This window comes from Massilia sp. CF038 (assembly GCF_900129765.1).
Classification (GTDB): domain Bacteria; phylum Pseudomonadota; class Gammaproteobacteria; order Burkholderiales; family Burkholderiaceae_D; genus Telluria_A.
Window position 1 is genome coordinate 601,609 of record NZ_FQWU01000002.1, and the last position, 17,268, is coordinate 618,876.

A 17,268-nucleotide genomic window follows, 5' to 3' on the forward strand; every position below is an offset into this window, starting at 1 on the left:
AAAAGCATTGCTGCTTTTGGGGTTTATGCGGCTTACGTAATCGCTATCAGCCGGATGACCGCATCATGATCGCGAGTAGGCCACCAATGACTGCTAGTGAGACCAGCCCAATCAACACTAGCGGCAGGCGCGAACGCGCCGTAACGGTCTCGCCGCGGATGCCAGCGGGCGCCTTGCGGTTCTTCGAAGGCACAACCGGCTCTGGCATGGGTTCCGGTGTCTTATGCAGCAACTCGATCAGGTCGGCTGTCATGGCCGGTGTGAACTGATATGGATCGAACGACGCCAGCCTGTGACGGCGCAACAGTGCTGCCATGTCCTGCTCGATCGGCACGTATTTCATCGACCAGTCTTTGAACGTAGGCGCTGCGATGGTGGTGCGCGAAATGATTTTCAGGTCGCGGTGGCGCTCGTCCTGCTCCAGCTTGGCGTATAAAGTATTGACCGCTGCTTCGTCACCTTCCAGACACTGGAAAAAACAGCCATCGCCGAAATACAGCACGCCCACCAGGCCATTTTTGCGATTGTTTGCACGCGACTTGGCCAGAATTCTTGCCACGACCGGATCGACAGCGTTACCGGACTTGGTGGGCGCTGCGGAGGCCCTGCTGATGTAAATAATTTGTACCAGTTTGCTCATCCTGCGCCGCCTCGAAAATGTAGAATTATTGCCAAAAGTAAATAAATAAAGCTTAGCAGACAATTCGTACGTATGCGGACGATTCCCGAAGATAAACGGGTCAACGCTGACCCGCAAATGCGGCCTTGGAGGCCAAGAACAGTGAAGAAAACCGTTTGCCAGTCGCGCTAAAACAAAAAAAGCACCTCCACAGAGGTGCTTTTTTCATCCAAAGCGCGCCAAGGCACGCCCAGATCAGTGGTTATGCAAGAAGCTCTTCAGCTTGTCCGAACGCGACGGCTGACGCAGCTTGCTCATGGCCTTCGCTTCAATCTGGCGAATCCGCTCACGCGTTACGTCAAACTGCTTGCCCACTTCTTCCAGCGTGTGGTCGTTCGACATTTCAACGCCGTAACGCATGCGCAGTACTTTCGCTTCGCGCGGGGTCAGCGAGTCCAGCACTTCCTTGATCACGTTGCGCATGGACGCATGCAGGGCCGCATCTAGCGGTGCCAGCGTGGTGTTGTCTTCGATGAAGTCGCCCAGTTGCGAATCGCCATCTTCGCCCATCGGCGTTTCCATGGAAATTGGCTCTTTGGCGATCTTCATGATCTCGCGCACTTTGTTTTCCGGCATTTCCATCTTCAGCGCCAGCGTGGCCAGATCCGGCTCGCTGCCGGTTTCCTGCATGATCTGACGCGAAATGCGGTTCATCTTGTTGATCGTCTCGATCATGTGCACCGGCACGCGAATGGTCCGCGCCATGTCCGCGATGGAACGCGTAATCGCCTGGCGAATCCACCAGGTCGCATAGGTCGAGAACTTGTAGCCGCGGCGGTACTCAAACTTGTCCACGGCTTTCAACAGACCGATATTGCCTTCCTGGATCAAGTCCAGGAACTGCAAGCCACGGTTGATGTATTTCTTGGCGATGGAAATCACCAGGCGCAAGTTGGCGACCGTCATTTCGCGTTTGGCGTGACGGGCACGCTTTTCGCCAGCAGCCATTTGCTTGTTGATCTTGCGCAGGTCAGCCAGCGGCAGTGCTACGCGCGCTTGCAGGTCGATCATGCGCTGCTGCAGTTCTTTGATCGCAGGTACGTTACGGCTCAGCACGGTCGAGTACGGGTAGGCGCAATCGACTTCGCGGTCTACCCATTCCAGGTCCGTCTCGTTACCTGGGAATACCTTGATGAAGTGGGCGCGCGGCATGCCGCAGCGGTCCACGCAAATGGCCAGCACGGCTTTTTCGATCTGGCGCACTTCGTCCATTTGGCCGCGCAGGGTGTCGCACAGCTTTTCCACTACTTTGGCAGTAAAGCGAATGCCCAGCAGTTCGTTGGAAATGACTTCCTGCGCCTTCACGTACTTCGGCGAACCGTAACCGTCTTTGGTGAAGGCGGCAGCCATCTTGTCGAACTCGGCTTCGATCAGGGCAAACTTTTCCAGCGCCCCAGTGCGCAGCTGGTTCAGCTGTTCAGTCGAGAAGCCGGCCGCGCCGCCATTGGCGTCGCCGTCTTCTTCTTCGTGTTCTTCTTCGTCGTCTTCGTCGTCATCCGACGCGGTGTGCACCACCGGCGCGGCAGGCGCGTTCGATTCGTTCAGGTCCACAAAGCCGTCCACCACTTCGTCGACCTTGATGTCGTCGTTGGCAATCTTGTGCGACAGCGCGATGATTTCTGCAATCGTGGTCGGGCAGGCGGAAATGGCTTGCACCATGTCCTTCAGGCCGCCTTCGATGCGCTTGGCGATTTCGATTTCGCCTTCGCGCGTCAGCAGTGCCACGGCGCCCATTTCACGCATATACATGCGCACCGGGTCGGTGGTACGGCCAAAGTCGGAATCCACGGTCGACAGCGCGGTCGCGGCAGCCGCTTCTACTTCGTCGTCGCTGGTGGCGGTGGCAACGGTGTCGGTCAGCAGCATCATTTCTGCGTCCGGTGCACGCTCGTAGACGGCGATGCCCATGTCGTTGAAGGTGGCGATGATGCCTTCCACTGCTTCCGGATCGATGATGTTTTCCGGCAGTTGATCGTTGATCTCTGCGTAGGTCAGGTAGCCGCGTTCCTTACCCATGTTGATCAGGTTCTTGATCTGGGTACGGCGGCGTTCCATGTCCGCTTCGGTCGCTTTTGGATCGGCGGCCAGCACCACGCCGCCCTTGGCCTTGCGTTCCTTGGCTTTGGATACGGCTTTCAGTTCGGCGCGCTCAACCGCGTTCAGCGCCGCGACTTCGTCGTTTTCCGGCGTGAATTCGCTTGGCTTGCGGCCACGGCGGCCAGGCACCTTGACCGACGGCAGCAGGTAGCCGGAGGTGTCGATGGCGGCCAGGGCGGCAGCGTCGGTGGTCTGGCTTACGGACTGGCCGGCGGTCTGAATCACGTTCGGCTCGGTTTCAATGGCTTTCTTGGCAACGCGGGCCTTGGCTGGCGCCTTGACCACCGGCTCCGACGCTTCGGCAACCATTTCGTCGCGCGCGGCCAGTTTGGAGCGCTTGCGCACCACCACGGTGGCCACTTCGTTGGCCGCTTCTACAGCGTCCACTTCGAGGGCGGCATCGACAGCGGCCAGGCGCGTTCCCTTTTTGACGACCGTCACTTTGGCCGCCGCTTCCGTTTCCAGGAAGTAGGAGGTCGCCGTTTTCGGTACGGCCAGCTGGGCAGCGCTCTTGCGCGGTGCTTTGGCGGCAGTCAGGGTCAGGGTCTTGGCTTTGGTCGTCATTGAAACTCCAGTCAATAATCCACCCGGCCTGAAAAAAGGCCCGATGGAACGTAAAGGGTGGCCCCGCTAGGGGCGGCGTCGGTCGCCTGGACCGCGTGTGTGGCAGAACGAAAAAAAGCCCGCTAGCGGAACGGGCTTTATCTACTATCCAACCAAGAATAGAGGGAACAAAGCCTATTATGCACTAACGCAAGTTATCGCGATAATTGATATGTTGAATACCAGATATAACGAAAGCGTATGTTGCGGAACGCCAGGCTGCCTCTTTCATCTTCTGACACACTCTGCGACGCATCAAAACGCACGCAGGGCAAGAGGTCGATGATACACGATTTCGCCCCCTTCCGCTCATCTGAAATGGGGCTTCAGGTGAATAAAATCCACGCACTTGGCAATGTGCCCATGCTATCCTTCCGGTTCCAGCTCTTACAATGAAGTCAATGAATACAACTAGTCTTGTCGCCGAGTCCGCCGACGCACCGGCGCCTGCCACTCCCGCAGCAGCTCCCACCCAGACCGCACGATCCCTGCTCAAACAGTTCCAGCAACAGTTTCCAGCTTTCCGCGATTGCCTGCCTTTGGCCATTGGCATCGACAAACAGATTCTGGCCCGCATGCCAGAACTGGACCGAAAGACCATGCGCACTGCGCTTGGCATCCATACCGGCTCGCTGCGCTATCTGCGCGCCATGGAAAAAGCCACCGTCCGCTTCGACCTGGACGGCACTGCCGGCGCCGAAGTGACCGACACCCATCGCACCCACGCGAAGGAAACCTTGCAGCAGCGCTTCAAGAAAGAAGCTGAACGCAAGAAGGCCGAGCGCGATGCCGCCCAGGCCGAAGAAGCGAACAAGATGCGCCAGGAAAAGCTCCTGCAACTTGCTTCCAAGTTTTCACGCAATACTTAATCACCGTTAATGACTAGCGAATCAGACGAATTGTTGCCGCCTTACGACGGCATCCAGATGGCTGACGTGCGCATGGTAAAAACCGACAAGGACGCGGCCGAGGCCCTGAGTGCCTTGTCGGCCATGGAAGCGATCGGCTTCGATACCGAATCGAAGCCCACTTTCATGAAGGGTGAAGTGTCCACCGGCCCGCATCTGGTGCAATTGGCGACGGACGACGTTGCCTTCCTGTTCCAGATCGGCGCCACGCCTGCCGTTGCCGTTCTCAAAGAAATCCTGGAATCGCCTGCGATCCTGAAAGTCGGCTTTGGCTTGCAGGACGACGTGAAGCGCCTGCGCGCGAAGCTTGGCATCGAGGCGGCCAATGTGCTGGACCTGTCGACTGCGCTGCGCAAAAAAGGCGAACGCAACACGCTGGGCGCCAAGACTGCGGTGGCACGCTACTTCGGCAAGACTTTGCAGAAGTCGAAAAAAATCACCACCACCAACTGGGCCATGCCGCGCCTGTCCGAAAAGCAGATTCTGTATGCGGCCGACGATGCCCATGTCGCACTGAAAATCTATCGTCATTGGCGCAGCGGACAAGCAGGTACCGTTTGAAGCGGTTTCTCCTGCTTGCGCTTGCCGCCCTGCCCTTGCTGGCCAGCGCGCAACTGGCGCCTTTACCCGAGCTGAACATTCACCCGGCAGATCCCGCCAAGCCGATCCAGATCATTGGTACCAAAACCTTTTACGTGTCCGATCTGGTGCCTGAAGGTTCGCGCCCGGCGACGGTGGTTACGGCGTTGCCAGTGAAGCAGAAGACTGGCCGGATCCGCTACATCCTCGATTACGCTGCCTACACCGATCTGGCCGAACCCGATAACGCTGGCGAAGTCGTTGGCAACTTCAAGCTGCAGGCCTGCGTGCCGGGGACCGAGGTGTGCAGCTATCCGCACACCGAAGAACTGCGCAACAGCCGGCGGGCGGAAACGGCGAAACGCAGTAGCGTCAAAGTGGGCGGCGTGACCACCACTTTGCTCAGCCATCGCTGGGAAAGCGGCGCCGAGATCGAGGCCGGTCCCGCCAGGCAGCTATTGGCCGCTATTTCGGTTCCCCCAGCCTTGCGCGGGGTACAAGTACGCGTGACCGTCGTCGATGGCGAATATAGTCTGCAGGCCCCGTCCGCGTTGGTGGTGCAAAAGAATTGGGCCAAGAAACAGGTTGCCGGGCCGTTTACGATCCCGCTGGCCTTGTGCGCAATTTTGCTGCTTGGCTTCGCGGCAGCTGCGCGCTACACCAATTCTGGCTTGCCTGAAGAAGCGCCGAAACTGCTTGGCGGACTGATTGCCGTCTTTGGCCTGGTGTACGCGTTCGCGCCATTTGCCATGGCCGGCACGACGCCGCCGGCCCTCTACGGCGTGATCGCCGGCATCGGCTGGCTGGCCAGCGGCATGTATCTGACGCTGGGCCGTCTGGCCGGACGCCACTGGTACATTGTTACGCTGATTTTCGTCTGGATCTGGTCTATCCTGGAAGCAGGCGGCAAACCTGGCGGCGCGCTATTCGCGCAGGTTGTCCTGCCAACCTTGCTAGCCATCTATATTTGTTCGCGCGGCGTTTCCGAACGGCTCGAATAGCAGACGCGCACGCACCGTGCGACAATGGCATGATCATCAACACCAACATGATCATGCCAACCACTCTCCGGATTGCCGCCCTGTTTGCTGCGTGCTGGCTGACACTGCCCGCCAGCGCAGCTGACCGCCCCCCGGTGTTGCCCGACACCATGGCCCAGCGCTTGATGGCTTGCACTGCCTGCCACGCCAAAAAAGACGTCAACGATCAATATTTCCCTCGCATTTCGGGCAAGCCGGCAGGCTACCTGTACAACCAGCTGGTCAACTTCCGCGAAGGCCGGCGCCAGTTTCCGCTCATGACCTACATGGTCGACCACATGTCCGACGCCTACCTGCGCGAGATCGCCGACTACTTCGCCTCGCAACACCTGCCCTCCCCGCCGTCCCAGCCGTCCGACGCCAGCGCTGCCGTCCTTGAACGTGGCCGCGTGCTGGCAACCAAGGGCGATGCCGCGCTCAAAGTGCCGGCCTGCGTGGCCTGCCATGGCGACAAGCTGACCGGTGTCGCCCCGGCAGTTCCGGGCCTGCTTGGGCTGCCGCGCGACTACATCAACGCGCAGTTTGGCGCATGGCGCAATCAGACCCGTCACGCACTGGCGCCTGACTGCATGGCCGACATCACCCGTAGCCTCAGCCTGGCCGATGTGAATGCCGTGTCCAGCTGGCTGGGCCTGCAGCCGCTGCCGCCAGATCCGCGCCCGGCAGACAGCATGGCCAAGCCCCTTCCCCTTGCGTGCGGGAGCGTGCCATGAAAAAGACCATACTTCTGGCGATTGGATTTATCGCAGCCTTGTTGCTGCTGACGGTGATCATCGCCTGGCCGCGCGAACAGAAAATCGCATCCAGTTCAGCCGCTGCCACGGCGCCCACACCGGAGAACATTGCGCGCGGGGCCTATCTGGCGCAAGTGGGGGACTGCATGGCTTGCCATACCACGCGCGGCGGCGCGCCTTATGCTGGCGGGCGCGCCATCGAGACGCCGTTCGGGCGCCTGGTCGCGCCCAACATTACATCCGACCGCGAAACCGGCATTGGCGCCTGGAGCGCGGACGATTTCTGGCGCGCCCTTCACAACGGCAAGTCGCGTGATGGGCGTTTGCTGTATCCGGCCTTCCCTTACACCAGCTACACCCGCGTCACGCGTGACGATGCCGATGCGCTGTTTGCTTTTATGCGCACGATTCCAGCGCAGAAGGCAGCGAACCAGCCGCACGCGCTGCGCTTCCCTTACGACCAGCAGTTCATGCTGGCGGGCTGGCGTCTGCTGTACTTCAAGCCGGCCGTGTACGAGCCAATCAAAACCGAGAACGCGCAATGGAACCGCGGCGCCTATCTGGTGGAAGGGCTGGGCCATTGCGTGGCGTGCCACAGCAGCCGCAATCCGCTGGGCGCGAGTGCAGACGGGCTTTCCGGGGGGATGATTCAGACTTTGGGGTGGTATGCGCCATCCCTTACTTCCGATCAGGAGGCGGGGCTGGGCAGCTGGGAGGTGCCACACATTGCGCAGCTGCTCAAGACCGGTGTTTCGCCAAGGTCGACCGTGTTCGGACCAATGGCTGAAGTGGTGCAGAAAAGCTTGCAGCACTTGAGCGATGATGATGCCACTGCCATGGCGGTATATTTGAAGGCATTGCCGGCGCAGCCTGCCGCGCCGCTGGACATGCCTAGCGGTCCGCATGTTGACCGGGTTATTGCGCAGGGCAAGAAGCTGTATGAAACGCACTGCATTGACTGTCACGGGGCTGACGGTAAAGGGTTGCCGCCGCATTATCCGCCGCTGGGAGGCAATCGCTCACTGACCACGCGCGAGTCGGTCAATCCGGTGCGGATCGTGTTGAATGGGGGCTTTGCGCCATCGACGGCGGGCAATCCGAGGCCGTACGGAATGCCGCCTTATGGGCATGTGATGAATGATGCGGAAGTGGCGGCAGTAGTTAGCTACCTGCGCGCAAGTTGGGGTAACAAAGCGCCACCGGTCACGCCATCAGAAGTGAACCGCTACCGAAGCGTCCCCCTCGACTAACCCCTACATCGCCCTCGATTAACCACCACATCGCGCTCGACTAACCACCACATCGCGCTCGATTAATCGCCACATCGCCCTCGATTAATCGCCACATCGCCCTCGCGAAGGCGGGGGCCCATGCCATCTGTCCGAATTCGGTGCAATGGCATAGGCCCCCGCCTTCGCGAGGGCGATGTGTTTGGTTCTTAGGCCGCGTCCAGCATGGCGGTATAACACGCATCCGCAAACCCAATCCGGTCCGTGGTCGCATTACGCGCATCATCCATACTGATTTTCTTCTCGCGCAGCAGATTCACCAGCGCCGAATTCATCGAATGGCAACCCGCGTTGTACTTGCCGGTCCCGCCATCCATCAGCGTGCGCACTTCGCCTACGCGCCCCGCTTCAATAATCCGTACCACCTCAGGATTCGACGTCAAGCATTCCGTCGCCAGATAATACCGCTCGCCCTGAATCGACGGCAGCAAAGCCTGGCACAGCACACCGCGCAAAGCACTAGCCAGTGCCTGCGCCTGCGCCTCCGAGTTACCCAGCAAACGCAGCATCTTCTGCAGCCCCAGCTCGGTGGAACGTGCATGCAACGAAGCCAGTACCAGCGGACCCGATTCAGCCAGCGCCAGCGCTTCCTGCGCGGTTTCCGCATCGCGAATCTCGCCAATCACGATCACGTCCGGCCGCTCGCGCAGCGCGTCCAGCGCACCCTTGAAGTAGCTTTCCACGTCACCGTCATGCCCCACTTCGCGCTGCGTAATAATGCAGTGCCGCTGCGGAATCAAAGTCTCGACCGGATCTTCAATCGTAATAATGTGGCCCGAACGGGTCTTGTTAATCTCGTCCAGCATCGACGCAATCGTGGTCGACTTGCCCTGGCAAGTGTCGCCAATAATCAGTACCAGGCCGCTCGTGAGCTTGGCAAAATCCTGTTCCGCAGCGCGCAAGCCCAGCGTGTTGATCGCCAGCGGCTCTTTCGGGAAGCGGCGTACCACGCAGCCCAGGCGTTTTTTGCCCTGGAACGTGAAGCAGTTGGCGCGAATGCGGGCCGTATGCAGATCGATCGAACGATCGAACGCGCGGTCGGCAATGCGCTCTTTCCAGTCTGGCTCAATCACTTCAAAGAACTCTTCCAGTTCTTCCTTGGTGATCGGCGAATCCGTTACCGCAACCAGCCCTTTTGGCTGGCGCAGCATCAGCGGACTGTTTTGATGAATGATGATGTCGCTGAAAATCAGCTTCGAGTTCAGCAAGTGCAGGATCTGCTCGACCAGCGTGCCGAAGACGGGGTGGTCTTCGTTCTCGATGTAGGTCAGCGTGCGAATTTGCGAGGACTGGTGGTTTTCCATCTGGCGGTCGTCTCTTCTAGTCAGCGACAAAATTGTGCGACTAATTATAAGACGAGTAGCCAGATGCGGTGCGGAAAGATTGCGTCAAAGATACACAAAATGATGCGGAAAAACCGCATTCCCGCCTGCTGAAGCGCTTATTTGCGGAACGGCCGCTCAAAACCGGTTTTCAAGTCGGTCGACATCCGCACGCCGGACCGTGTGACCCACACTTCGTCGGGCGGTTCATCACCGGCCAAGGCGCCGGACACGACCGCCAGGCCCTCCCCTTTGCGCACAAGTTCGTCAGCGCGCTCGTACACATTCTTGCAGCCCGTTTCGGCCAGCAAGGCTTGCACAATAGGCACTTTCCACGCATCGACCCCGGCCGCCTGGAACTGGCAGATCAGGTAACCGGCCTTGCCGCCAAACTGGTCCACCAGCAAACCAGGCAAGCCATCGGCCTCGGCGTTGATGAGGCGCACCAATTCTTCCGGGCGGGCTTTTTTGGCCGCCGGCGCGCTCTTTTCCAGCGCAGCTTTCACACGGCGTTTGATCATCGCATGATCGATCGGTTCATCTTCGCGGAAGGTCCAGACGCGCGCGCGGATCTGCGACTTCGAATTGTAGGCAGCGCGTGCCAGAAATTGCTGCGACGAAGACTGGACAATCGCGGTGGCGCCCGGCTTCATCTTTTCATTCGGCTTGCCGTCCACTTTTTCGACTGCGGAGGCATAAATCCAGGTTTCGCCGGCGAGCAAGCTTTTTTCCTTGCCCTGTTTGATGGTGATGATCAGCATGGGGTTCCAGTGTTAGATGTTTCAAGCGCACATGATACTGCCTGTGAGGGGATTTAGAGCCTCCCCTCTAGCCAGATAAGAAATTGTTTGCCATTAGACCGATCGGTCTATAGCATAAACTTCATGAAAACCCCGGACGCCCGCACCCGCCTGATTGCCGCCATGGTCGACGCCCTGCAGCGCCGCGGCCTGCATGGCAGCGGCCTGACCGAGCTGCTCGCTGCTGCACAGGCGCCCAAGGGCGTGCTCTACCACCACTTCCCCGGCGGCAAAACCGAACTGGCCGTGGCCGCCGTCGAAGCCACCGTCGACCGCCTTTGTCTGCTGCTGGACGAGCGCATGAGCGCCGGCGACCCCGCCGTCGCCGTCATGGCCTGGATCGACGGCGCCCAGAAGCGGCTCGCTGGCAGCGGCTACGAAAAAGGCTGCCCGCTTGCCACCATCGCGCTGGAAACCACGGCCGACGATGTTGAAATCCGCGCCGCTCTTGGCGCCGGCTTTTCGCGTATCCGTCTGCGCATGGAACAGGGTCTGTCCGCTGCCGGCTACCCGCCTGCCAGCGCCAGCGCCCTGGCCGCGCTGATTCTCGCCGCGTACGAAGGCGGCCTGCTGCAGGCCCGCGCGGCCGGCACACCCGAACCGATGAATTTAGTGGGCGAGGCCCTCCTCTCCCTCCTGACGCTGCACCGCCCCAAGGAGCAAGACCGATGAACTTCCCCACTGAAGTACTCACCCTCACCACCGCCGACGGCTACCCCATTGCCGCCACCCGCTACCCGGCCCACGGCGAAGCGCGGGGTCACCTGGTGGTGGCCGGCGCCACCGGCGTGCCGCAAGGCTTCTACCGCCGCTTTGCTGAATTTGCCCGCAGCCAGGGCTACACCGTGATGACGCTGGACTACCGCGGCATCGGCCGCTCACGCCCGGCGAGCCTGAAAGGCTTCCGCATGAATTACCTGGACTGGGGCCGCCAGGACCTCGCCGCGGCGGTGGACGCCATGAGCGTGCCCGGCCTGCCGCTGTACATCGTGGGCCACTCGTATGGTGGCCACGCCTTCGGCCTGCTGCCCAACCACCACAAGGTCGACGCGCTGTACACCTTTGCCACCGGCGCCGGCTGGCATGGCTGGATGCCGCTGGCGGAACGCTTGCGCGTCAAACTGATGTGGAGTGTGATTGGCCCGCTGATCGTGCGCCTGAAAGGCTACCTGGCCTGGAGCTGGCTGGGCATGGGCGAGGATCTGCCAATCGATGTGTACCGCCAGTGGAAGCACTGGTGCACCTACCCGCGCTATTTTTTCCAGGACCCGGCAATGGCGCACCTGGCCGCCAATTTCGACAGCGTGCGTAGCCCGATCATGGCTTGCAATGCGCTGGACGACTTGTGGGCGCGGCCCAAATCGCGCGATGCGTTCATGAGCGGCTACCGCAATGTGCAGTGGCTCAAGACCGACATCGACCCGCGCCTGGCCGGCATGGGACCGATTGGCCACATGGGTTACTTCAAACAGCAGTGCCAGCCCCTGTGGCAAGGCGCGCTGGAATGGCTGGAACATAACGGCCGCACCAGCCCTGCCCGACTGTCGCGCTAAACTGCATTCTGTCCGGCGCTCGCTGCGTTTTGTCGCAAACGGCGGGCGCGCGCCGGCCGGTTTTCCTATGATGGCCAACATCAGATAAACAAGGAGACCGACCATGCATCCAACATCCACCGCCGCCAACACCCTGCGTCAGATCGCTCTGGCCGTATCCATGATCGCCTGCGCGATCCCTGCCACTCAGGCCGTCGCCTCCCCGCTGGAGTGGATGGGTGGCGAACGCATTCAAGGCAGTGGCGTCATCAAAACGCAAAAGCGCGAGCTTGCCCATTTCACTGGCGTGAACCTGAGCCTCCCGGCCAACATGGAACTGCGCATCGGCACCACCGAAAGCGTCACCATCGAAACCGATGACAACCTGCTGGCGCAAGTGGAAACCGTGATCGAAAACGGCACGCTCAAAATCCGCCCCGTCAAGCGCACGTCCAATTTCACTACGCGCGCCATGAAGATCATCGTCACCGCCAAGGAAATCAACCGCATTGCGCTGGGCGGCTCCGGTTCCATTGCATCCGATGCGCTCAAGGCGGGCAAGCTGGCCATTGATCTGGGCGGCTCCGGCACCATCAACCTGAAAGCGCTGGAAGCCGATACGGTATCGGTCAGCGTGGGCGGCAGCGGCAACCTGAAAACCGGCGGCGGCAATGCCGGCACGGTCTCGATTTCAATTGGCGGCTCGGGCGATGTGGACCTGGGTCAGGTCAAGTCGCGCGAGGCCAGCGTCAGCGTTGCCGGCTCCGGCGAGGCGACCGTCTGGGCCAGCGATGTGCTGAGCGTGACGATCGCCGGCTCCGGTGACGTGAACTACTTCGGCGACCCGAAGATCAGCCGTTCGGTGGTGGGCTCGGGCGGCACCAAACGCCTGGGCGGCGCACCGCGCTGAGGCACCATTACAAATCCCAGCGCAACTCCGCCAGAACGGTGCGCTGGGTGTAAGGGTGGAACGCCCAGTAGGTCGCGTTATTCAGGTTGTCCACCCCGACCGCCGCACTCCATTGGCGGTTGAAGCGATAGCGCACCCGCACATCGGCCACCGTGTAACGCGACACACCCATGTAGGTTTCGCCATTCGGATCGCTGTTGTCCAAGGTGCCGAACTGGCGCCCGCTGTAGCGCACACCCAGCGTGGTGCTCCACTTGTCATCGATCTGCCAGGCCGCCATGAAATTGGCGCGCCAGTCCGGCACGCGCGGCTGACGTTTGCCGACGCTCGCCGCAAATCCTGCATTCTCGGCGATGATCGAATCGGCATACGTCACACTGCTGGTCAGGCTCAAACCAGGCACCAGCACATGGTCCATCTGGTGCGCCACTTCCAGCCCGTTGGTGCGGATGCGCCCGACGTTTTGCACAGTATTGACCAGCGCCGTCAGCGCCTGGGAATACAAGGCATCGCGCGTCGTTTCATGGAACAGCGTCACGCGCAGCAACGAATCGCCATGGCCGTGTTCAGCGGTCAGTTCGCCAGTCCATGATCTTTCAGCATGCAGATTCGGATCGCGGTTGATGATCACCTGGTCCACGATGGAACCCTGGAACAGTTCTGCCGCGGTGGGATTCCGCACCGCGCGCCCGAGCGACGCTTTCAGGCCCCAGTCGCCCTCGCCCTTCCAGGCCACGGCCGCCTTGGGCGACCAGTTGTTTTCGCTGCGCTCATTGAAAGGCAAAGGCGCTGCCGAACTGGCATTCGAGATCTCGCCGCCAAAGGCGCGCCAGTGCTCATAGCGCATGCCGAGTGTGGTCTTCCACTGCGCATTCATTCTCCACGCGTCCTGCAGATACAGACTCTGAAGCCGGGTATTGCCATTAAAGGTAGACAGGCGCGCACCATTGGCATCGCCGCGCCAGTCGGTGCTGGCCCACACCGCATTGCGCAGCATGGCCGTTTCGCCTTGCAGGCCCATTTCCACAACGTGGCTTGCCACTGGCCGCCAGATGCCCTTGATGGCGTAGGTATTCCATCCGCTGCCGCCAAGGTTGGTCAGCTGCCCTCTTCCCGCACTATCAAGTCCGGCCACCGGCACCGTTGGCGTGCGCACTTCATCACGCACATAATCGTATTTGCTTGCAGCGACTTCCCAATCCCATACGCCCTTGCTGTGCTGTTTGAGCGAGAGACCGTGCATCACGTGCGCCAGGCGGCCCGTGGACGGCGCCAGATCCGAGGCGCGCAGCTCGTAGCGGCGGCCGGCGATGTTGATCATGTTGTTGGCGTCGCCGCGATAGACAGGTGCGCCGCTGGCGTCACGCAAGTACGATTCGGTGCCACGCCGCGCATCGTTGTCCCACCAGCCAAGCGTGTAGCTGGCACGCAGAATGGGCGACAGATCCCAGGCCAGCTTGACCTTTGCATGGTCCTGCACCGTATGCGACTGCCCACTCGCGCCGAGAATCCACCATGGATTGCCGGACGGGTTACGGTCCGCCACGGCACCCGTCACGGGCAAGCCGGCGCTGCTGACGACACCGGAAGCGAGCGCCTTGTTGGCAAAGGCGATGGGCTGACCGCGGCTGTCCAGGCGCGATACATCGACCCACCACGACCAGGCGCCGCTGCGGTCGCCCAGCGAGGCGCTGCCCTGGCGGCCACCGAAGCGGTCATTGGTCCCGTACACAGCGAACGGCTGCGAGAACGCGGCCATGCGCACGTGCGCTTCTAGCTTGTCTGGCATGCGGGTCTGGAAATCGACCACCGCGCCCACGGAGTTGCCTGGATACGCCGCCGAAAATGGTCCGTACAGCACATCCACGCGCTCAATTTCCTCGGGCGAAACCAAACCCCAGCGCGGCGTGTAAGTGGCGCCATTGCCCAGCAAATTGGACAGCAAAATGCCGTCCGCATACACCAGCGAACGCGCGCTGTTGCCGGTGCCCGATGCGCGGCTGGCCAGCACTGCATGGTCGTAGTCGCCAATGTAGCGCTTGCGCACATTCAGGCTGGGGAAATACTTGAGGGCATCTTCACTGTCGGTGGCGTTGATCCGTTGCTGGATCTGTGCCCCGTTGATGCTTTCAATAGTGGTGGGAATGGCGGTCGGCAGCGAGCTGGGGCGGCCGCCTTCGATGATGACAACGGCGTCGTCGGCGAACGCCAGCGGGGCTGCACAGGCAGCCGCAAAGATGATGCAGGTAGGTTTCACTTATTATTCTCTTTGGAAAGCGATGACGAACCGACAGGCAAGCAGCATGCTTACCTTATCGGAATGGCGAACGGCGGCACATGTGCCGCCACAAGGTCATGCCAAAGAGGGTGGGCCGCGCGGAGGCGCAGCAGTGAGTGCCAGTAATGGCTTGGGAGAACGGTAGAACAGGTAAGGCCGCAGGCCGTGGTTGGCCGACAAGCCAAGCCCCGTAACCATGCGCGGCACCAGCATATCGCTGCCGCCGTGCGGCAAGCAGTAGCCGCAATGCTCCATGCCAAAGGCCATGCTACCGGCAATTTTTTTCACGAAACCCGGCTTGCGCGCAGGATCGCTGACGCAGACAGACGAGGAGAACAAGTCACCTTCAGCGCGCGCACTGGCCACCAGGTGAGACACCGACGGGGCGATCGCGTTCATCAAAACCGCGAAAAACGCGATTCTGACCCACAATTGCCACCGGGCCGGATGTCGGAAGTAATTCAATGTGCGGCAGGCATGGCACCCTCAGGCGCGCTGAAGTTGATCGGCTTGACCGGCACCTTGACGGTGACGACTTCCCGCTTTTTGCTGGGGTACTCGACCTGCAGGTTCAGCTCGACGGTATCGCCGGCCTTGAGCTGTTGCTTGAGGCCCGTCAGCATGATGTGATAGCCGCCCGACGCCAGGTTGACGCCCTGCCCGGCTGGCAGATCGATGCCATCGACCGGCCCCATCTTCATCATGTTGTCCTTCATTTCCATCTGGTGCAACTCGACCTGGGCGGCAGCCGGCGAGCTGACGCCCACCAGGCGTGCCTTGGTCGACGATTGCACGCGCATGAAGGCGCCCGAGCTTTTCTGCGCAGGCACCGTGGCACGCACCCAGGGGGCAGTCACGCTGACTTCAGCCATTGCTGGCAGGCTCAGCGTGGACAACAAGATCAAAGCAGTCGCGATTTTTTTCATGGCCAGAATTATAGCTTAACGTTCGTCTTTAAAATTCTCGCGCTCGACCAGCACAGTCGATTCGCTGTCGGTCAGATAGATCTGGCCGTCCTGGATCGTGCACTGCAATTGCATGTTGCGATTGGCCATTTTCTGCAGCTGCTCGCTGGCGTCGGCCGGGATGTTAATCACGCTCAATTGCTTGGCTCGCTCGAGCTTGTTGGCAATCTGCTTGAACCAGATATGGCTGGTGGCGCTGTAACTGTATACAACCACCTTTTCGCTGCGGCCGCAGGCCTTCATCAGGCGCTTGTCGTCAGGCTGGCCGACTTCAATCCATATCTCAATGGCGCCAGTCAGGTCCTTTTGCCACAGATCCGGCTCTTCGGTATCGAACAAGCCCTTTGTAAACGTCAGCGAATCGCTTGCGTGAATCGCGAACGCCAGCAAGCGAATCATCATCCGCTCGTCGGTTTCGGACGGGTGACGCGCAAGCGTCAGCAGATGCGTCTGATAATAGTTGCGGTCCATATCCGCAATCTGCAGTTCCGCCTTGTAGATTGTTGCCTTGAGTGCCATTGATGCGATGCCCTTGAATTATTTGAAGACGACAGTCTTGTCGCCGTTTTGCAAAATACGATGTTCCACAAACCATTTCACTGCGCGCGCCAGCACCACGCATTCCACATCGCGCCCGATCGCCGACAGTGTCTCGGCATCCATTGCATGGTCCACGCGCTCCACATCCTGTTCGATGATGGGGCCTTCGTCCAGGTCGCCGGTAACGAAGTGGGCAGTGGCGCCAATCAGTTTCACGCCGCGATGGTGCGCCTGCGCATACGGCTTGGCACCCTTAAAACTCGGCAAGAATGAATGGTGGATATTGATTGCCTTGCCGCGCATTGCCTCGCACAAGCCGGGCGATAAAATTTGCATGTAGCGCGCCAGCACCACCAGATCAATCTTGTGCGTGGCCATCAAGTCGAGCACCCGCGCTTCCTGGGCCAGCTTGGTCGCTTCATCCGCACCTGTGGCCAAAGGCAAATGATGGAAAGGAATGTTGTAACTGGCAGCCAGCTGATAGAAATCCATGTGATTCGACACGATGGCCGGAATCTCGACCGGCAGCAGCCCGCTCTTGTAGCGGAACAGCAGATCGTTGAGGCAATGCCCGATCTTCGACACCATCAGCATCACGCGCGGCTTGGCGTGCGCGTCATGCAACTGGCCCTGCATGCCCATGTTGCTGCACAGCGCGGCAAAGCCGGCGCGCAAGGCTGCGTCGCCTACCTGTGCATCTTCCAGGGCAAAATGCACGCGCATGAAGAACAGCTTCGATTCGGCATCGCCAAACTGGGCCGAGTCGATGATGTTGCAGCCATGCTCGGCCAAAAAACCGGAAACGCGGTGCACAATGCCGCGCTGATCGAGGCAGGACAGGGTCAGAATGTATTCGGGATGCGTCATGTTCGCGGGTAGACGATGGTTAAAAATGCCAGCCTTATATTGTCGCACGCGCAGCGTAAAACAGCCTCATCATAAAAAAGCACGGGCGTGCGAATTTGGAGTATAGTAAGCAGATTACAACCTCA

At 60.3% G+C, this 17,268-nt stretch carries 17 protein-coding genes; 8 read left to right on the forward strand and 9 right to left on the reverse strand.

Annotated features, from left to right (window positions below; translation table 11 throughout):
- Positions 1–46: 46 nt before the first annotated feature.
- Together BUC24_RS12820 and rpoD are read right to left on the reverse strand one after the other, a co-directional pair.
- Entirely contained in the window at positions 47–640 is a 594-nt protein-coding gene (locus BUC24_RS12820; RefSeq protein ID WP_073216591.1) for a BLUF domain-containing protein, read from the reverse strand.
- 234 nt (positions 641–874) lie between these two features.
- Positions 875–3,340, reverse strand: a complete 2,466-nt coding sequence (gene rpoD, locus BUC24_RS12825) for an RNA polymerase sigma factor RpoD (RefSeq protein WP_073216594.1) — start codon at positions 3,338–3,340, stop codon at positions 875–877.
- Between the two features lie 431 nt (positions 3,341–3,771).
- Here rpoD and BUC24_RS12835 point away from each other — a divergent pair, with 431 nt between their 5' ends.
- From BUC24_RS12835 to BUC24_RS12855, 5 genes are read left to right on the forward strand one after another with little or no spacing between them, the layout of a single operon-like run.
- Positions 3,772–4,248, forward strand: coding sequence for a ProQ/FINO family protein (locus BUC24_RS12835; RefSeq protein WP_073216600.1), 477 nt, complete (start codon positions 3,772–3,774; stop codon positions 4,246–4,248).
- A 9-nt stretch (positions 4,249–4,257) separates the two neighbouring features.
- Positions 4,258–4,848, forward strand: a complete 591-nt coding sequence (locus tag BUC24_RS12840) for a 3'-5' exonuclease (RefSeq protein ID WP_073216603.1) — start codon at positions 4,258–4,260, stop codon at positions 4,846–4,848.
- Complete coding sequence (locus tag BUC24_RS12845; RefSeq protein ID WP_073216606.1) at positions 4,845–5,867, forward strand: hypothetical protein; 1,023 nt, start codon at positions 4,845–4,847, stop codon at positions 5,865–5,867. The genes BUC24_RS12840 and BUC24_RS12845 overlap by 4 nt, the downstream gene beginning before the upstream one ends.
- 29 nt (positions 5,868–5,896) lie before the next feature.
- The gene (locus BUC24_RS12850) at positions 5,897–6,619 is read left to right on the forward strand and encodes a c-type cytochrome (RefSeq protein ID WP_373887973.1); all 723 of its coding nucleotides are present in this window, start codon (positions 5,897–5,899) and stop codon (positions 6,617–6,619) included.
- Positions 6,616–7,890 carry a c-type cytochrome gene (locus BUC24_RS12855; RefSeq protein WP_073216609.1) on the forward strand — a complete coding sequence of 425 codons (1,275 nt, stop codon included), beginning with the start codon at positions 6,616–6,618 and terminating at the stop codon, positions 7,888–7,890. Before BUC24_RS12850 ends, BUC24_RS12855 begins: the two co-directional genes overlap by 4 nt.
- Positions 7,891–8,078: 188 nt before the next feature.
- Here BUC24_RS12855 and BUC24_RS12860 read toward each other — a convergent pair whose 3' ends face one another.
- Complete coding sequence (locus BUC24_RS12860) at positions 8,079–9,233, reverse strand: type IV pilus twitching motility protein PilT (RefSeq protein ID WP_073216612.1); 1,155 nt, start codon at positions 9,231–9,233, stop codon at positions 8,079–8,081.
- Between the two features lie 137 nt (positions 9,234–9,370).
- Complete coding sequence (locus tag BUC24_RS12865; RefSeq protein ID WP_073216615.1) at positions 9,371–10,012, reverse strand: class I SAM-dependent rRNA methyltransferase; 642 nt, start codon at positions 10,010–10,012, stop codon at positions 9,371–9,373.
- A gap of 123 nt (positions 10,013–10,135) precedes the next feature.
- Between BUC24_RS12865 and BUC24_RS12870 the strand changes: the two genes are divergently transcribed.
- From BUC24_RS12870 to BUC24_RS12880, 3 genes are all read left to right on the forward strand, one after another.
- Positions 10,136–10,723 (forward strand): TetR/AcrR family transcriptional regulator, encoded by a 588-nt coding sequence (locus BUC24_RS12870; RefSeq protein ID WP_073216618.1) that lies wholly within the window; start codon positions 10,136–10,138, stop codon positions 10,721–10,723.
- A complete protein-coding gene (locus tag BUC24_RS12875) occupies positions 10,720–11,604 on the forward strand; it encodes an alpha/beta hydrolase family protein (RefSeq protein WP_073216621.1) in 885 nt (294 codons plus the stop codon). Before BUC24_RS12870 ends, BUC24_RS12875 begins: the two co-directional genes overlap by 4 nt.
- Positions 11,605–11,707: 103 nt before the next feature.
- Positions 11,708–12,493: a head GIN domain-containing protein gene (locus BUC24_RS12880; RefSeq protein ID WP_073216625.1), complete on the forward strand. Its 786-nt coding sequence runs from the start codon at positions 11,708–11,710 to the stop codon at positions 12,491–12,493.
- Positions 12,494–12,500: 7 nt separating this feature from the next.
- On the opposite strand, the gene BUC24_RS12885 is transcribed toward BUC24_RS12880, so the two are convergent.
- The 5 genes from BUC24_RS12885 to purU form a co-directional block, all read right to left on the reverse strand.
- Positions 12,501–14,750, reverse strand: a complete 2,250-nt coding sequence (locus BUC24_RS12885) for a TonB-dependent receptor (protein ID WP_073216628.1) — start codon at positions 14,748–14,750, stop codon at positions 12,501–12,503.
- A 96-nt stretch (positions 14,751–14,846) separates the two neighbouring features.
- The gene (locus BUC24_RS12890; protein WP_307188463.1) at positions 14,847–15,236 is read right to left on the reverse strand and encodes a DUF2946 domain-containing protein; all 390 of its coding nucleotides are present in this window, start codon (positions 15,234–15,236) and stop codon (positions 14,847–14,849) included.
- On the reverse strand, positions 15,233–15,697 hold the full coding sequence (locus tag BUC24_RS12895; protein ID WP_073216634.1) for a copper chaperone PCu(A)C: 465 nt from the start codon (positions 15,695–15,697) through the stop codon (positions 15,233–15,235). The genes BUC24_RS12890 and BUC24_RS12895 overlap by 4 nt, the downstream gene beginning before the upstream one ends.
- Positions 15,698–15,712: 15 nt before the next feature.
- The gene (locus BUC24_RS12900) at positions 15,713–16,255 is read right to left on the reverse strand and encodes a YaeQ family protein (RefSeq protein ID WP_073216637.1); all 543 of its coding nucleotides are present in this window, start codon (positions 16,253–16,255) and stop codon (positions 15,713–15,715) included.
- A gap of 18 nt (positions 16,256–16,273) precedes the next feature.
- A complete protein-coding gene (gene purU, locus BUC24_RS12905) occupies positions 16,274–17,143 on the reverse strand; it encodes a formyltetrahydrofolate deformylase (RefSeq protein ID WP_073216640.1) in 870 nt (289 codons plus the stop codon).
- Positions 17,144–17,268: the final 125 nt, after the last annotated feature.

Excerpts from the sequence above, each read along its gene's own strand:
- BUC24_RS12820 (WP_073216591.1), bottom strand. The coding sequence starts at position 640 with ATGAGCAAACTGGTACAAATTATTTACATCAGCAGGGCCTCCGCAGCG.
- rpoD (WP_073216594.1), bottom strand. The coding sequence starts at position 3,340 with ATGACGACCAAAGCCAAGACCCTGACCCTGACTGCCGCCAAAGCACCG.
- BUC24_RS12835 (WP_073216600.1), top strand. The coding sequence starts at position 3,772 with ATGAAGTCAATGAATACAACTAGTCTTGTCGCCGAGTCCGCCGACGCA.
- BUC24_RS12840 (WP_073216603.1), top strand. The coding sequence starts at position 4,258 with ATGACTAGCGAATCAGACGAATTGTTGCCGCCTTACGACGGCATCCAG.
- BUC24_RS12850 (WP_373887973.1), top strand. The coding sequence starts at position 5,897 with ATGATCATCAACACCAACATGATCATGCCAACCACTCTCCGGATTGCC.
- BUC24_RS12855 (WP_073216609.1), top strand. The coding sequence starts at position 6,616 with ATGAAAAAGACCATACTTCTGGCGATTGGATTTATCGCAGCCTTGTTG.
- BUC24_RS12860 (WP_073216612.1), bottom strand. The coding sequence starts at position 9,233 with ATGGAAAACCACCAGTCCTCGCAAATTCGCACGCTGACCTACATCGAG.
- BUC24_RS12865 (WP_073216615.1), bottom strand. The coding sequence starts at position 10,012 with ATGCTGATCATCACCATCAAACAGGGCAAGGAAAAAAGCTTGCTCGCC.
- BUC24_RS12870 (WP_073216618.1), top strand. The coding sequence starts at position 10,136 with ATGAAAACCCCGGACGCCCGCACCCGCCTGATTGCCGCCATGGTCGAC.
- BUC24_RS12875 (WP_073216621.1), top strand. The coding sequence starts at position 10,720 with ATGAACTTCCCCACTGAAGTACTCACCCTCACCACCGCCGACGGCTAC.
- BUC24_RS12880 (WP_073216625.1), top strand. The coding sequence starts at position 11,708 with ATGCATCCAACATCCACCGCCGCCAACACCCTGCGTCAGATCGCTCTG.
- BUC24_RS12895 (WP_073216634.1), bottom strand. The coding sequence starts at position 15,697 with ATGAAAAAAATCGCGACTGCTTTGATCTTGTTGTCCACGCTGAGCCTG.
- BUC24_RS12900 (WP_073216637.1), bottom strand. The coding sequence starts at position 16,255 with ATGGCACTCAAGGCAACAATCTACAAGGCGGAACTGCAGATTGCGGAT.
- purU (WP_073216640.1), bottom strand. The coding sequence starts at position 17,143 with ATGACGCATCCCGAATACATTCTGACCCTGTCCTGCCTCGATCAGCGC.